The organism is Microbacterium sp. (assembly GCF_047605725.1).
In the GTDB taxonomy this organism is placed as follows: Bacteria; Actinomycetota; Actinomycetes; order Actinomycetales; family Microbacteriaceae; genus Microbacterium.
Map to the genome: position 1 here is coordinate 13,570 of NZ_JASGFE010000002.1, position 15,175 is coordinate 28,744.

At 70.1% G+C, this 15,175-nt stretch carries 14 protein-coding genes; 7 read left to right on the plus strand and 7 right to left on the minus strand.

What is annotated here, in order from left to right; all coding sequences use genetic code 11:
- Positions 1-87 precede the first annotated feature (87 nt).
- The 7 genes from QM641_RS00845 to sdhC are packed head-to-tail and all read right to left on the minus strand — an operon-like array spanning position 88 to position 6,762.
- A complete protein-coding gene (locus QM641_RS00845; protein ID WP_415112485.1) occupies positions 88-930 on the minus strand; it encodes an exodeoxyribonuclease III in 843 nt (280 codons plus the stop codon).
- A gap of 45 nt (positions 931-975) precedes the next feature.
- Positions 976-2,151 (minus strand): YihY/virulence factor BrkB family protein, encoded by a 1,176-nt coding sequence (locus tag QM641_RS00850; RefSeq protein WP_415112487.1) that lies wholly within the window; start codon positions 2,149-2,151, stop codon positions 976-978.
- Between the two features lie 24 nt (positions 2,152-2,175).
- Positions 2,176-3,180 (minus strand): YihY/virulence factor BrkB family protein, encoded by a 1,005-nt coding sequence (locus QM641_RS00855; RefSeq protein WP_415112489.1) that lies wholly within the window; start codon positions 3,178-3,180, stop codon positions 2,176-2,178.
- 32 nt (positions 3,181-3,212) lie between these two features.
- Positions 3,213-3,998 carry a succinate dehydrogenase iron-sulfur subunit gene (locus QM641_RS00860; protein ID WP_415112492.1) on the minus strand — a complete coding sequence of 262 codons (786 nt, stop codon included), beginning with the start codon at positions 3,996-3,998 and terminating at the stop codon, positions 3,213-3,215.
- Positions 3,998-5,824: a succinate dehydrogenase flavoprotein subunit gene (gene sdhA, locus QM641_RS00865; protein WP_415112494.1), complete on the minus strand. Its 1,827-nt coding sequence runs from the start codon at positions 5,822-5,824 to the stop codon at positions 3,998-4,000. Before sdhA ends, QM641_RS00860 begins: the two co-directional genes overlap by 1 nt.
- A gap of 30 nt (positions 5,825-5,854) precedes the next feature.
- A complete protein-coding gene (locus tag QM641_RS00870; protein ID WP_415112496.1) occupies positions 5,855-6,328 on the minus strand; it encodes a succinate dehydrogenase hydrophobic membrane anchor subunit in 474 nt (157 codons plus the stop codon).
- Positions 6,328-6,762, minus strand: coding sequence for a succinate dehydrogenase, cytochrome b556 subunit (gene sdhC, locus QM641_RS00875; protein WP_415112498.1), 435 nt, complete (start codon positions 6,760-6,762; stop codon positions 6,328-6,330). Before sdhC ends, QM641_RS00870 begins: the two co-directional genes overlap by 1 nt.
- Positions 6,763-6,951: 189 nt before the next feature.
- On the opposite strand from sdhC, the gene QM641_RS00880 reads away from it, so the two are divergent.
- The 7 genes from QM641_RS00880 (at position 6,952) to QM641_RS00910 (ending at position 15,166) form a co-directional block, all read left to right on the plus strand.
- Complete coding sequence (locus tag QM641_RS00880) at positions 6,952-8,067, plus strand: mannose-1-phosphate guanylyltransferase (RefSeq protein WP_415112500.1); 1,116 nt, start codon at positions 6,952-6,954, stop codon at positions 8,065-8,067.
- Between the two features lie 131 nt (positions 8,068-8,198).
- Positions 8,199-9,299: a BMP family lipoprotein gene (locus QM641_RS00885; RefSeq protein ID WP_415112502.1), complete on the plus strand. Its 1,101-nt coding sequence runs from the start codon at positions 8,199-8,201 to the stop codon at positions 9,297-9,299.
- A gap of 107 nt (positions 9,300-9,406) precedes the next feature.
- A complete protein-coding gene (locus tag QM641_RS00890; protein ID WP_415112504.1) occupies positions 9,407-10,921 on the plus strand; it encodes an ABC transporter ATP-binding protein in 1,515 nt (504 codons plus the stop codon).
- Entirely contained in the window at positions 10,918-12,183 is a 1,266-nt protein-coding gene (locus QM641_RS00895; protein ID WP_415112506.1) for an ABC transporter permease, read from the plus strand. Before QM641_RS00890 ends, QM641_RS00895 begins: the two co-directional genes overlap by 4 nt.
- 29 nt (positions 12,184-12,212) lie before the next feature.
- Positions 12,213-13,466 carry an ABC transporter permease gene (locus QM641_RS00900; RefSeq protein ID WP_415112624.1) on the plus strand — a complete coding sequence of 418 codons (1,254 nt, stop codon included), beginning with the start codon at positions 12,213-12,215 and terminating at the stop codon, positions 13,464-13,466.
- A 3-nt stretch (positions 13,467-13,469) separates the two neighbouring features.
- A complete protein-coding gene (locus QM641_RS00905; protein ID WP_415112508.1) occupies positions 13,470-13,871 on the plus strand; it encodes a cytidine deaminase in 402 nt (133 codons plus the stop codon).
- The gene (locus QM641_RS00910) at positions 13,868-15,166 is read left to right on the plus strand and encodes a thymidine phosphorylase (protein ID WP_415112510.1); all 1,299 of its coding nucleotides are present in this window, start codon (positions 13,868-13,870) and stop codon (positions 15,164-15,166) included. Before QM641_RS00905 ends, QM641_RS00910 begins: the two co-directional genes overlap by 4 nt.
- Positions 15,167-15,175 lie beyond the last annotated feature (9 nt).

Below are 15,175 nucleotides of genomic sequence, written 5' to 3' on the forward strand. Positions count from 1 at the left end.
TCCCTGTGTTGGCGCCACTTCCCTGTATCGGCGCTACATATTCGTGGAGGCAGAAGCAGGAAGGTGTCGCCAACGTGCAGTGAAGGGTCAGGAGCCGACGCGGTAGTCGGCCACGACCGGGGCGTGGTCGCTCCACCGGGTGTCCCACGACGGCGCGCGCAGCACGTGGTAGTCGGAGACGCGCTCGGCCAGCTCGGGGGTGGCGAGGTGATAGTCGATGCGCCAGCCGGTGTCGTTGTCGAAGGCGCGGCCGCGCATCGACCACCACGTGTACGGGCCGTCGACCTCCCCGTGGACGCGTCTGCCGACGTCGACCCAGCCGAGGCCGGTGCCGACGGAGCCGTCCACCCCGGTCACCGGTTCGCCGTCGGGGCCGAAGAAGCGGTCGAAGTACGCGCGCTCCCGCGGCAGGAAGCCGGACTTCTTCCGGTTCGCCCGCCAGTTGCGGATGTCGAGCTCGCGATGCCCGACGTTGAGGTCGCCCATCACGAGAGCCAGCGGCGCGTGCATGCGCAGCTGCGGCAGCCGTGCCTCCATCGCGTCGAGGAAGGCCCACTTCGCGTCCTGCCGAGGCGTGTCGGCCTCGCCGGTGTGCACGTACGCGCTCACGACCGTGAGTCGTTCGCCCTCGAGGTCGAAGTCGGCCTCGATCCAGCGCCCGGCCGAGTCCACGCCGTCCTCGCCCAGCGCCGTTCGGACGTCCACGGCGGCGTGCCGGCTGGCGACGGCCACCCCCGCCCGCCCCTTCTGCGCCGACTCGTGCCCGACCAGCTCCCAGCCCGGGAGTGCCGCGGCCAGCTCGGCGGCGGTGGCGCGCACCTCCTGCAGCGCGAGGATGTCGGGCCGGGCGGCGTCGATCCACTCGAGCATGCCCTTGCGGACGGCGGCGCGGATGCCGTTGACGTTGACGGATGCGATGCGGACAGACACGACCGCCAGCTTAGGACAGCCCTCCGACACCGCCGGCGGAGACGCTCACGTGCGCGGCCACTCCTGCTCGGGTTCCGGCGGGGCGGATGCCTCCAGCTCGAACAGCTCGTCGAGCGCGTCGCGCACCGCGCGATCGGCGCGCGCCGCGCGCCACCACGGTGTCCGGTCGCGCGCGGCGCGTGCGGCGCGCAGGCGCTCGCGCGCCTCTCGCACCAGTGCGTCGTGCTCGGCGACCCGTCGTTCGCCCTCGCTCGGGGGGAGGAGCGGGATATGGCCGTCCCGGGCCAGCACGGCGATCCACGAGGCGGCGAACATCAGGATGACGCCGACCATCTGGAACCACAGCAGGAGGCCGACGAAGATCGCGAAGGTCGCCAGCAGCGGATTGCGCGGCACCGAGGTGATGAGGTACCCGGCGGCCAGCTGCAGCACCGTGATGCCGGCGGCTCCGAGGAGCGCCCCGGGCCGGATGGCGCGCCACACCAGCGCCGTGCGGGTGAGGAAGCGCAGCAGCACCGCGAGCGTCACGGCGTACACGACGAACGACACGATGACCGAGGCCAGGCCGATGCCGAGGACGTACCAGTCGGAGTGCGTGTCCCAGCCCAGCGCCTGGAGGATCAGCCCGACCGCGCCGGTGCCGGCGGTGCCGATCGCGAAGCCCGCCACGAGCGCGACGGCCAGGGCGACGGCGGCGACGAAGTCGCGCGCCTTGACGACCACGATGTTCTGGCGGTCCGGGGGCAGGCCGAAGACGTTGCGCACGGCGCGCCGCGAGAACGAGATGAACCCGATCGCCGTCCAGATCGACACCACGATCGCGACCGCACCGGTGACGGCCAGGACGCCGCGCGAGTCGCGTGCGATGTCGGCGACCTGATCGTGGGTGAACAGTCCCTCCTTGCCGATCAGGCCGTGCACGTAGCTGTTGATGCCGCTGATGAGGGTGTTCACCGCGGTCGGGCTCGCGCCGAGCCAGATCCCGGCGGCGGCGAAGGCGACGTAGATCGCGGCGAACACGGCGAACAGCGCCTGGTAGCTGACCCCGGCGGACAGCAGGAACCCGCTGTGGTCGAGGAAGTGCCGCCATACCCGCACCGGGAGCCACGCCAGCGTGCGCTGGGTGAGTGCGCCGGCGCGCGCCATCGGCCCGGTCAGGCGTTCACGCAACGGCGGCGGTCGGTGCGTGCCGAGCAACGCGTCTTCGCGATCGGCGTTCACGGGAGCCACAATACCGACCGGGCATCAGCGGTCTAGGATGCCGCGTCCGGCCGGTCCGGTCGCCGGCTGCAGCGGGATGTCGCGGTCGGCGGCGGTCACCGCGATCCACGCCGCCGCCACGAGCATCACGATGCCGATCAGGCGGAACCAGAGCAGGAATCCGATGAGCACGGAGAACGTCGCCAGCAGCGGGTTGCTCGGTGTGTAGAGCACGAGCGCCCCCACCCCGACCTGCAGGAGTGCCATGCCGGCGCCGCCGAGCAGCGACCCGGGCCAGATCGTCCGCCACGGCAGCGACGTGCCGGTGAGGAAGCGGAACAGGCCCGCGAGCGCGGCGGAGTTGATCGCGAAGGCCACCGCGACCGTCAGCACCTTCAGGAGCACGTGCAGCCAGGTCGAGCGGCCGTCGACGTGGAGGAGGGCGAGGAGGCCGTCGAGCAGTCCGATGGTGGCGCCGCCCACCACCGAGCCGGCGACCAGAGCGAGGCCGAACACGACGGCCGCGAGGAAGTCCCTGGCCTTGAGCAGTATGTAATTGCGGCTGTCGAAGGGCAGGTCGAAGATGTCGCGGACGGCGCGGCGGGCGAAGGTGACGAACCCGGTGGCCGTCCACATCGCCACGACGCCCGCGGCGGCGCCGGTGAAGGCGAGTGTGCCCGCGCCGTCGGCGGCGATCCCCTCGACCTGGTCGGGGGTGACGAGCCCGTGCGTGCCGATCAGGCCGGGGACGTAGTGGTCGACGAGGTCGATGAGGCGCGTGACCGCCTCGGGGCTGCCGCCGAGCCAGAGCCCGACCCCGGCGAAGGCGACGTAGAGCACGGCGAAGATCGCGAACAGCGACTGGTAGCTGATGCTCGCCGCCAGGAGGAACCCGTTGTGCCGCAGGAAGTGCCGCCAGACGCGCACCGGGAACCACGCGAGGGTCTTCCTGGTGAGCTCGGTCGCGCGGGCGATGGGCTCCTCGAGGCGTTCGCGCAGGGTCGCGCCCTCCCCGGTGCCGGATGCCGGGTCGTCGCGGTCGCCTGTCACCCCGTCAGACTACCGACCGGCTCGTCAGACGCTCAGCGGCGCAGGACCGCCTGCTTGACCTCGGCGATCGCCTTGGTCACCTCGATGCCGCGCGGGCACGCCTCGGTGCAGTTGAAGGTCGTGCGGCAGCGCCACACGCCCTCCTTGTCGTTGAGGATGTCCAGGCGCACTCCCGCGGCGTCGTCGCGGGAGTCGAAGATGAACCGGTGCGCGTTCACGATGGCGGCGGGCCCGAAGTACTGGCCGTCGGTCCAGAAGACCGGGCACGACGAGGTGCAGGCCGCGCACAGGATGCACTTGGTGGTGTCGTCGAACACCTCGCGGTCGACGATCGACTGGATGCGCTCCTTGCCCGGCTCGGGCTTCGAGCTCGCGATGAGGAACGGCTGCACCTCGCGGTAGGAGGCGAAGAACGGCTCCATGTCGACGACGAGGTCCTTCTCCAACGGCAAGCCCTTGATGGCCTCGACGTAGATGGGCTTGGAGATGTCGAGGTCCTTGATGAGCGTCTTGCAGGCGAGGCGGTTCCGGCCGTTGATGCGCATGGCATCCGACCCGCAGATCCCGTGCGCGCAGGAACGGCGGAAGGTCAGCGAGCCGTCGACCTCCCACTTGATCTTGTGCAGGGCGTCGAGCACGCGGTCGGTGGAGTACAGCTCCACGTCGTAGTCGACCCAGCGCGGCTCGGTGTCGGTCTCCGGGTCGAACCGGCGGATGATGAAGGTCACCAGGAACGCCTGGACGGCGGACTCGCCGCTGTCCTCGGCGACGGCGTCCGCCGCGGCCACGGCGTCCTGCTCCACGACGACGGCCGACATCAGTACTTCCTCTCCAGCGGCGGGTAGTTCAGCTCGCCCTGCTCGTTCCTGGTGAACACGACGGGCTTCCAGTCGAGCCTGATGTGGTCCTCGGGGTTCGGCGAGTGCGGATCGCCGGTGAGGTAGGCCATCGTGTGCTGCAGGTAGTTGACGTCGTCGCGGTCGGGGTAGTCCTCGCGCATATGCCCGCCGCGGCTCTCCTTGCGGTTGCGGGCGGCGTAGGCGACGATCTCGGCGAGATCGAGGAGGAACCCGAGTTCCACGGCCTCGAGCAGGTCGGTGTTGAACCGCCTGCCCTTGTCGTCGACGTGCACGTTCTTGTACCGCTCGCGCAGGTCGTGGATGGTGCCCATCACGTCGGTCAGGGTCTGCTCGGTGCGGAACACCTGCGCGCCGGCGTCCATCTCCTCCTGCAGCTTCTTGCGCAGCACGGCGACCCGCTCGCTGCCGGGGTTGTTGCGCAGTCCCTCGATCATCTCGCGCACGTCCGCGGCCGGGTCCTCCGGCAGGGGCACGAACTCGGCCGTCTTGGCGTACTCGACGGCGTTTCGGCCGCTGCGCTTGCCGAACACGTTGATGTCCAGGAGCGAGTTGGTGCCCAGGCGATTCGAGCCGTGCACCGATACGCACGCGCACTCGCCGGCGGCGTAGAGGCCCGGAACGACCGTGGTGTTGTCGGCGAGCACCTCGCCGTTGTTGTTGGTGGGGATGCCACCCATCGCGTAGTGCGCGGTCGGCATGACCGGCACCGGCTCGACCACCGGGTCGACGCCGAGGTAGGTGCGGGCGAACTCGGTGATGTCCGGGAGCTTGGACTCCAGCACCTCGGCGCCCAGGTGCGTGCAGTCCAGGAACACGTAGTCCTTGTGCGGCCCGGCCCCGCGGCCCTCCAGCACCTCTTTGACCATGCATCGGGCGACGATGTCGCGCGGCGCGAGGTCTTTGATGGTGGGGGCGTAGCGCTCCATGAACCGCTCTCCGGAGGCGTTGCGCAGGATCGCACCCTCGCCGCGGGCGCCCTCGGTCAGGAGGATGCCGAGCCCGGCCAGCCCGGTCGGGTGGAACTGGAAGAACTCGATGTCCTCCAGCGGCAGGCCCTTGCGCCACACGATGCCCACGCCGTCGCCGGTGAGGGTGTGCGCGTTGGAGGTCGTCTTGTAGATCTTGCCGAAGCCGCCGGTGGCGAAGATGACCGCCTTGGCGTGGAAGACGTGCAGGTCGCCGGTGGCGAGCTCGTACGCCACGACCCCCGCGATGCGGGTGGTGCCGTCGGCATCCTTCACCGTGATGAGGTCGAGCGCGTAGTACTCGTTGAAGAAGTTGATGCCCAGCTTGACGCAGTTCTGGAACAGCGTCTGCAGGATCATGTGGCCGGTGCGGTCGGCGGCGTAGCAGGCGCGGCGCACGGGGGTCTTGCCGTGGTCGGCGGTGTGCCCGCCGAAGCGGCGCTGGTCGATCTTGCCCTCGGGGGTGCGGTTGAACGGCAGCCCCATGTTCTCCAGGTCGATGACCGCGTCGATGGCCTCTCTTGCGAGGATCTCCGCGGCGTCCTGGTCGACGAGGTAGTCGCCGCCCTTGACGGTGTCGAAGGTGTGCCACTCCCACGAGTCCTCTTCGACGTTGGCGAGGGCCGCGGCCATGCCGCCCTGCGCGGCACCGGTGTGCGAACGCGTCGGGTAGAGCTTGGTGATGACGGCGGTCTTCGCGCCGGGGCCGGCCTCGATCGCGGCGCGCATGCCGGCGCCGCCGGCGCCGACGATGACGATGTCGAACTGGTGGTAGTGCACGCCGTCTTTGACGACGGAGTCGGCGGTGGAGGTTGTCACGTGTGGGTGCTTTCTTCTACTCGGCGTGCGTCACGAAAGGCAGAGGTCCTGGAGCCACTGGGCGCTGTCGCCGGTCGTGCCCAGGCACGGGTCGAAGGTGAAGACCACCAGCGTGCCGAGGAGGATGAGCAGCGACGCGGCGACCCACAGCGCCACCACGAGGAGGCGCCGGATGCCGGGCGAGGTCACGTAGTCGTTGACGATCGTGCGCATGCCGTTGGCGCCGTGGATGAGTGCGAGCCACAGCATCAGGACATCCCACCACTGCCAGAACGGCGTGGCGAACTTGCCGGCGACGAAGGCGAAGTCGACGCCGTGGATGCCTTCGCCCAGCATCAGGTTCACGAACAGGTGCCCGAAGATCAGCACGACCAGGAGCACCCCGGACACGCGCATGTAGATCCAGCCCCACTTCTCCAGGTTCGGGCCGGAGCGGCGCACCGCGGTGCTGCGCGGGGCGGCCAGCGCGTCGGCGCGAGCGGCTCGGCGGGTCTCGACGGCCATCAGTGACCGCCTCCCAGCTGGGAGAAGACGATCGGGAGGTGCCGGGCGGAGAAGCCGAGGATCGTGACCGCCCAGACGCCCAGGACCGCCCACCACAGCCGGCGCTGATGCCGGGTCGCCCAGGGCCAGGCGTCGATGGCGATGATCCGCAGGCCGTTGAAGGCGTGATAGGCCACCGCGGCGACCAGGGCGACCTCGCCCAGACCCATGATCGGGTTCTTGTAGGTGCCGATGACGGCGTCGTACGCCTCGGGGGAGACGCGGATGAGCGCGGTGTCGAGCACGTGCACGAGCAGGAAGAAGAAGATCGCGACCCCGGTGATGCGGTGCAGCACCCACGACCACATGCCCTCGTTGCCGCGGTACAGCGTGCCGCGCGGAGTCCTGGACGTGGTCTGGGCTAGCGACGGTGTGACACGTGCTGGTGCAGACACGGTCGTCCTCCCTCGATGTGAGCTGACAGCTCGAGGCGGCGGAGGGCTGACGATGACCCTGCGGGTCCGAGCCCTGCGTCGCACGGGCGCACAGCCATCCTATTCCGCGCCGGAGCACCGGGCGACTGAGGCGGACCTAACCGGCGGGGGCGCCCGGGACGCCGAGGACGGCGCGGGTAGGCTCGGAGCATGGTCGACGTCATCCCGGATCTGTACGCCGTGATCCCCGCCGGGGGCGTCGGGAGCCGCCTGTGGCCGCTCTCCCGCGCCGACGCGCCCAAGTTCCTGCACGACCTGACCGGCTCGGGCAACTCGCTGCTGCGCGACACCTGGGACCGCCTCGAGCCGCTGACCGGCCCCGACCGGATCGCGGTCGTGACCGGGCGGGCGCACCGGGCGGCGGTGGAGGCGGAGCTACCCGGCATCCCGGACCGCAACGTGTTCCTCGAGTCGGAGCCGCGCGACTCCGCCGCGGCCATCGGGCTGGCCGCCGCCATCCTGCACCGCCGCGACCCCGACGTGATCATCGGCTCGTTCGCCGCCGATCACGTCATCCGCGTGCTGCCGGTCTTTCACTGGGCGGTGCAGCAGGCGGTCGCCGTCGCACGTGAGGGCTACGTCTGCACGATCGGCATCACACCGACCGAGCCGGCCGTGGGATTCGGCTACATCGAGAAGGGCGAGATGGTCGCCGTCGACGGCGCCCCCGAGGCCGCCCTCGTCGACCGCTTCGTGGAGAAGCCCGACCTGGCCACAGCGAAGGAGTACGTCGCGTCGCGGTCGTTCTTCTGGAATGCGGGCATGTTCATCTCTCGCGCCGACGTGCTGCTCGGGGAGATCGCCCAGAGCAACCCGGAGCTGCACGCGGGGTTGATGGCCCTCGCCGAGGCGTGGGACGACCGCGAGCGGCGCGGCCCGGTCGTCGACCGGGTGTGGCCGACGCTCCCGAAGATCGCGATCGACTACGTCGTCGCCGAGCCGGCAGCGGCGCGGGGGCGGCTCGCGGTGGTGCCGGGCCACTTCGACTGGGACGACGTGGGCGACTTCGCGAGCCTCGCCAAGCTCAACACGCACGGGCGCAAGAACGATCTCGCCATCCTCGGCGAGAACGTGCGCATCCTCTCCGACGCCGCCAGCGGCATCGTGGTCAGTCACACCACGCGCGTGATCAGCCTCATCGGAGTGAAGGACATCGTCGTGGTCGATACCGAGGACGCGCTGCTGGTGACTACGAGCGAGCACGCCCAGCGGGTCAAGCACGTCGTCGACGCCCTCAAGGTGACCGGGCGCGGCGACGTGCTGTGAGCCGCCGCGCAACGGCTGCAGTGTTGCGTGTTTGTAACCAATTCGTGCCTGACCCGGACGAGAGGCGCCGTCTTCGGTAGTTTCGCCTCGGAGGCTCGCGACGTCCGCGAGCCGTGATCGTGGAGGCAGAGTTGACCATTTCTACCCGAAAGCGCGCGCTGGGCGGCATCGTCGCCGCCAGCCTGATCCTCGCCCTCGCCGGCTGCGGCCAGGCGCCGGAAGAGTCGACGTCGGACGACGGCGGAAGCGGAGCCGTCGAAGGCTTCCTGCCGTGCATCGTCTCCGGCACCGGCGGGTGGGAGGACAAGTCCTTCAACGAGCTGGGCAAGAAGGGCTTCGACGAGGCGACCGAGGAGCTCGGCATCGAGGGGGTGGCCGTGGCCTCGAACACGAGCTCGGACTTCGCACCGAACATCCAGAGCGTGCTCGATCAGAACTGCACCCTGGTCATCACGGTCGGCTTCGACCTCGCGGCATCCGCCGCCGAGGCGGCCGCCGCGAACCCCGAGGTCCAGTTCGTCTCGATCGACGACATCGTCGACCAGGACTTCGACGGCGAGACCGACGAGCCGAACATCAAGCCGATCATCTTCGACACCGCCCAAGCGGCGTTCCTCGCGGGCTACGCCTCGGCGTCGTACTCGAAGGCCAAGAAGGTCGGCACCTTCGGCGGCAAGCCGTTCCCGACCGTGACCACGTTCATGGACGGCTACAAGCAGGGCGTCGACTACTGGAACGAGCAGAAGGGCGACAGCGTCGAGCTCATCGGCTGGGACGGCACCAACGGCGTGTTCGCCGACGCCTTCGTGGCGGGCCAGCCCGCGACCAACGCGGCGCAGGGCCTCGTGGACCAGGGCGTCGACGTGCTGCTGCCCGTCGGCGGCAGCATCTACCAGAGCGCCGCATCGGTGATCCGCGACTCCGGCCGCGAGATCGCCCTGCTCGGCGTCGACGCCGACGTGTACGAGACCGACCCGGCCGTGGGCGACCTGCTCCTGACCTCGATCCGCAAGTTCATCGACGTGGGCGTCAAGGAGACGGTGGTCGCCGCAGGGGAGGGCGACTTCGACGTGGCTCCGTTCATCGGCACCCTGGAGAACAAGGGCGTGGGCCTGGCCCCGTTCCACGACTTCGAGGACAAGGTCTCGGCCGACCTGCAGGACGAGCTCGACGCCATCACGGCGGGCATCATCGACGGTTCCATCCCGGTGAAGTCCTACCTGGCGGAGTGACCCCGTGAGCGACCGGGGGTGGCCGGGATCGGCCGCCCCCGGAAGGTCGCGGACCGAGACCCCCGATCTGGTATCCACCAGGCATCCCACGTGAAGGATCTGGAACTATGAAGCTCGAGCTCCGCGGCATCACCAAGCGGTTCGGCACCTTCGTCGCCAACGACCACATCGACCTGGTCGTCGAACCGGGCGAGATCCATTGCCTCCTCGGCGAGAACGGGGCCGGCAAGTCGACGCTCATGAACGTCCTCTACGGGCTCTATACCGCCGAGGAGGGGACGATCCTGCTCGACGACCAGGTGCAGAACTTCCACGGACCCGGTGACGCGATGCGCGCCGGCATCGGCATGGTCCACCAGCACTTCATGCTCGTCCCGGTGTTCACCGTCGCCGAGAACGTCATGCTCGGTCACGAGTCGACCAAGGCCGCCGGGCTGCTCGACCTCGAGGTCGCTCGCGCCCGCGTGCGCGAGATCTCCGCGCGGTTCGGCTTCGACATCGATCCGGATGCCCTGGTCGAAGACCTGCCGGTGGGCGTGCAGCAGCGCGTCGAGATCATCAAGGCGCTCTCGCGCGACGCCCAGGTGCTCGTCTTCGACGAGCCGACCGCGGTGCTCACCCCGCAGGAGACCGACGAGCTCATGGCGATCATGCGCCAGCTCAAGGCGTCCGGCTCCTCCATCGTCTTCATCACCCACAAGCTCCGCGAGGTGCGCGAGGTCGCCGACCGCATCACCGTCATCCGGCACGGCAAGGTCGTCGGCGAGGCGTCGCCGAAGTCCTCGAACGTGGAGCTGGCCTCGCTCATGGTCGGACGCGCCGTCGATCTCACCGTGCACAAGGATCCGCCGCAGCTGCGCGAGGGCGGCCTCGTGGTGACCGATCTGAGCGTCATCGACCCGACCGGTCAGGTCATGGTCGACGACATCAGCTTCGAGGTGCGCGCCGGGGAGATCCTCGCCATCGCGGGTGTCCAGGGCAACGGGCAGACCGAGCTGACCGAGGCGCTGCTCGGCTTGCAGCCACAGGTGCGCGGCTCGATCACCCTGGGCGGGCGGGAGCTCGTCGGTCGGAGCGTGCGGCGGGTGCTCGACGCCGGGGTCGGCTTCGTCCCCGAGGACCGCAACGAGGACGGGCTGGTCGGAGCGTTCTCGATCGCCGAGAACCTCATGCTCGACCGCGCCGAGGGTCCGCCTTTCGTCAAGGGCGGTGCGGTGCAGCGCGGCTTCCTGCAGCAGTTCGCCACCGAGAAGTTCGCCGAGTTCGACGTGCGGGCCCAGGGGATCGACACGCCGGTCGGGCGCATGTCGGGCGGCAACCAGCAGAAGGTCGTGATCGCCCGCGAGCTCAGCCGCGACCTCTCGCTGTTCGTCGCCGCCCAGCCCACGCGCGGTGTCGACGTCGGCTCGATCGAGTTCATCCACAAACGCATCGTCGCCACCCGGGACAGCGGAGTGCCGGTCATCGTCGTCTCCACCGAGCTCGACGAGGTCACCGCGCTGGCCGACCGGATCATGGTGATGTACCGGGGACGCATCGTCGGCATCGTGCCGGGTGACGTCGCCCGCGACACGATCGGCCTCATGATGGCCGGCGAGACCCCCGAAGGAGTGACGGCATGAGCCTCGACGAGACCCCGCCACCGCCCTCGAAGTGGCACGACACGTTCCTGCGGATCACCCAGAAGGGGTGGCTCGTCTCGGTGCTCGCGATGGTCCTCGCCGTGCTCGCCGGCGGTATTCTCATCGCCGTCACCGACGAGGGCGTGCAGACCGCGTCGGGCTACTTCTTCCAGCGCCCCGGCGACACGTTCGCCGCGATCGGCGAGTCCGTGGGCGGCGCCTATGCGGCGTTCTTCCGCGGAGCGGTGTTCAATCCGGGCGCCCCCACGTTCGCCCGCGCGATCCGTCCGCTGACCGAGACGCTCACCTTCGCGACGCCCCTGATCGCCGCGGGCCTGGGGGTGGCCCTCGCCTTCCGCATCGGCATGTTCAACATCGGCGGGCGCGGCCAGATGCTGATGGCCGCCGCGGGCGCGGGCTGGGTGGCCGGGTCCCTCCAGCTGCCGTGGGGCGTGCACATGGTCGTCGCGGTCCTGGCCGGCATCGCCGCCGCCGCCCTGTGGGCCGGCATCGCGGGGCTGCTCAAGGCGACCACGGGCGCCCACGAGGTGATCGTCACGATCATGCTCAACTACATCGCGATCTACCTGCTCCTGTTCATGCTGCGCCGGCCCGGCCTGCTGCAGGCGCCGGGTCAGAGCAACCCGACCTCGGCGGCGGCACAGTCCACGGCCGTCTTCCCCGAGCTGCTCGGACCGCAGTTCAACCTCCACTTCGGGCTGGTCCTGGTGATCCTCGCGACCCTGCTGGTCTGGTGGATCATCGAGCGCTCGGCCCTCGGCTTCAAGTTCCGGGCCGTCGGCGAGAACCCCAACGCGGCGCGGGTGGCCGGCATCGACGTCAAGCGCATGTACGTGTACGGCATGGTCATCTCCGGCGCCCTGATCGGGCTGGCCGGAGCCAGCCAGGTGCTGGGCACCATCACGACCGGGTTCACGGTCGACATCGACGCCGGCATCGGCTTCGACGCGATCACCGTGGCGCTGCTGGGCCGCTCGACGCCGTGGGGCACGTTCGCCGCCGGCATCCTGTTCGGCGCCTTCAAAGCGGGCGGCTTCTCGATGCAGGCCGCCGCGCAGGTGCCGGTCGAGATCGTGGTCGTCGTGCAGGCGCTGATCGTGCTGTTCATCGCGGCGCCCCCGCTCGTGCGAGCGATCTTCTTCCTCCCCTCGCCCGAACGCGACAGACGCAGGGCGGAGCGAGCGCACGAGAAGGCGCTGAAGGCCAAGGCCGACGCAGAACTCCAGGCGGTGACCAAGTGAGCGCTCCCCACGTCTCCACGGCCGGGCTCATGCCCGAGACGCCCGCGACCACCGTCGTGAGGTCGTACAAGGCTCCCGTCGCGCTCGCGGCATTCGCGGTGCTGTATGCGCTGCTTCTGCTGCTGGCGCCGCGCACCGGACAGGCGGGCCTGCGCCTGTCGACCGACTCCGACGCCATCCAGCTCCCGGTGATCTCGCTGCCGGTGGCGGCCACCGGGTGGGTGTGCCTCGTGGCGATGCTGGTGCTCGTCGCCGTCTCGCTCTTCTTCGTGCGCGCGCAGGGGCATTCGCCGCTGTGGGTGATCATCGCCTACATCCTCGTCGCCGTCGTCGGCTTCCTGGCATGGGCGGCCGCCGGTGCCACGATCCCGGTGGTGGGCCTGCTGGCCGGAGCGGTCGCGCTCGCCGTGCCGCTCATCTACGGTGCGCTCGGCGGCGTCATCGGCGAGCGCGCCGGGGTGGTCAACATCGCCATCGAGGGGCAGCTGCTGGCGGGGGCGTTCACCGCCGCGATGATCTCCTCCCTCACCCGCCAGCCGCTGATGGGCCTCGTGGGCGCGATGGTCGCCGGCGTGCTCGTCTCGGCGGTGCTGGCGACCTTCGCGATCGCCTACTTCGTCGACCAGGTCATCGTCGGTGTGGTCCTGAACGTCCTCGTCATCGGACTCACGTCGTTCCTGTTCTCGCAGGTGCTCCAGCCCAACGCGTCGGTGCTGAACTCGCCGGTCCGCTTCGACCGCATGCCCATCCCGTTGCTGTCGGACATCCCGGTGCTCGGACCCGTGCTGTTCCGGCAGACGATCCTGGTCTACGTCATGTACGTCGTGGTCGCCCTCGTGTACGTGGGAATGTTCCACACCCGGTGGGGGCTGCGCCTGCGCGCCGTCGGCGAGCACCCCAAGGCGGCCGACACCGTCGGCATCAACGTCAACGCGACGCGGTACTGGAACGTGCTGCTGGCCGGGGCGATCGCGGGGATCGGCGGCACCGTGTTCACGATCGGCAACGGCATCCCCTTCAACAAGGAGATGACCGCGGGCGCCGGCTTCATCGCGCTCGCCGCCGTCATCTTCGGCCAGTGGGATCCGATCAAGGCGACCCTCGCGGCGCTGCTGTTCGGCTTCGCCTCGAGCCTGCAGAACACCCTCAGCGTCATCGGCTCGCCGGTCCCCAGCGAGTTCATGCTCATGCTGCCCTACCTGGTCACGATCTTCGTGGTGGCCGGCGTCGTCGGCAAGTCGAGGGCGCCGGCGGCGAGCGGGGTACCATACGTCAAGGGGTGACGCATGACCGACATCGACTGGGACGAGCTGCGTGCCGTCGCGGTGGATGCCATGCACCGGGCATACGCGCCGTACTCGCGGTACAAGGTGGGGGCCGCCGCCCTCGTCTCGGACGGGCGCATCGTGTCGGGCTGCAACGTGGAGAACGCCTCGTACGGCGTGGGACTGTGCGCCGAGTGCGGCCTCGTCTCGGAGCTGCAGCGCTCCGGAGGAGGGGAGCTCGTCGCGTTCGTGTGCGTCAACCGTGACGGCGAGACCATCATGCCGTGCGGGCGGTGCCGTCAGCTGCTGAACGAGTTCGCGCTGCCCGGGATGCTGCTGGAGACCGTCTCCGGCATCCGTACGATGGACGAGGTCCTGCCGGATGCGTTCGGGCCGCGCGATCTGGAGGAGTCGTCACGATGAGCGGCACGGTCGTCGAGGCGTTCGACGCGGTCGACGTGATCCGCACCAAGCGCGACGGCGGCGCGGTGCCGGAGGACGCGCTGCGCTGGCTGGTCGACGCATACACGCGCGGGTATGTGGCCGACGCGCAGATGGCGGCTTTCGCGATGGCGGTGCTCCTGCGCGGCATGGCGCGGGACGAGATCCGCGTGCTCACCGATGCGATGATCGCCTCGGGGGAGCGGATGAGCTTCGCAGGCCTCGGCAAGCCCACCGTCGACAAGCACTCCACCGGCGGAGTCGGCGACAAGATCACGCTGCCGCTGGCGCCCCTGGTGGCCTCCTTCGGAGTCGCGGTGCCGCAGCTGTCCGGCCGTGGCCTCGGGCACACCGGCGGAACGCTGGACAAGCTGGAGTCCATTCCCGGGTGGCGGGCCGCGCTGTCGAACGACGAGCTGTTCGCGCAGCTGCGGGGGGTCGGCGCGGTCGTCTGCGCTGCGGGCGCGGGCCTTGCCCCCGCCGACAAGAAGCTCTACGCGCTGCGCGATGTCACCGGGACGGTGGAGGCGATCCCGCTCATCGCCTCCAGCATCATGTCGAAGAAGATCGCCGAGGGGACTGACTCGCTCGTCCTCGATGTCAAGGTCGGGTCGGGGGCCTTCATGCGCGACCTCGACCGTGCGCGCGAGCTCGCCCGCACGATGGTCGAGCTCGGCACCGACTCGGGCGTGGCCACCACGGCGCTCCTGACGAACATGGACACGCCCCTGGGCCTGGCGATCGGCAACGCCAACGAGGTGCGCGAATCGGTCGAGGTGCTCGCCGGCGGCGGCCCCGGAGACATCGTGGAGCTGACCGTCGCTCTCGCCCGCGAGATGCTGACCCTGGCGGGGCGTCCCGACGCCGACGTCGAGGCGGCGCTGGCGGACGGCCGGGCGATGGACGCGTGGCGCGCGATGATCCGGGCGCAGGGCGGCGATCCGGATGCCGCGCTCCCGACCCCGCGCGAGTCGCACCCGGTCACCGCGACCACGGGCGGGGTCGTGACGCGCATGGACGCGCTGCCGTTCGGCGTGGCGGCATGGCGACTCGGCGCCGGCCGGGCGCGGGCGCAGGACCCGGTCGTGCACGCCGCCGGCATCGACCTGCACGTCAAGCCCGGCGAGACCGTGCAGGCCGGGCAGCCCCTGTTCACCCTGCACGCCGACGACGAGCAGCGTTTCGCCCGTGCCCTGGAGGCGCTGGAGGGCGCCTGGGCCGTCGGCGCCGAGGCACCGGCATCCGCCCCGCTCGTCATCGAGCGCATCACCGCCTGAACCGCAGCG

Bases quoted from the DNA above. Each gene is read 5' to 3' on its own strand.
- QM641_RS00870 (WP_415112496.1), bottom strand. From the start codon at position 6,328: ATGGCCGTCGAGACCCGCCGAGCCGCTCGCGCCGACGCGCTGGCCGCC.
- QM641_RS00900 (WP_415112624.1), top strand. From the start codon at position 12,213: ATGCCCGAGACGCCCGCGACCACCGTCGTGAGGTCGTACAAGGCTCCC.
- QM641_RS00880 (WP_415112500.1), top strand. From the start codon at position 6,952: ATGGTCGACGTCATCCCGGATCTGTACGCCGTGATCCCCGCCGGGGGC.
- QM641_RS00890 (WP_415112504.1), top strand. From the start codon at position 9,407: ATGAAGCTCGAGCTCCGCGGCATCACCAAGCGGTTCGGCACCTTCGTC.
- QM641_RS00860 (WP_415112492.1), bottom strand. From the start codon at position 3,998: ATGTCGGCCGTCGTCGTGGAGCAGGACGCCGTGGCCGCGGCGGACGCC.
- QM641_RS00910 (WP_415112510.1), top strand. From the start codon at position 13,868: ATGAGCGGCACGGTCGTCGAGGCGTTCGACGCGGTCGACGTGATCCGC.
- QM641_RS00895 (WP_415112506.1), top strand. From the start codon at position 10,918: ATGAGCCTCGACGAGACCCCGCCACCGCCCTCGAAGTGGCACGACACG.
- QM641_RS00905 (WP_415112508.1), top strand. From the start codon at position 13,470: ATGACCGACATCGACTGGGACGAGCTGCGTGCCGTCGCGGTGGATGCC.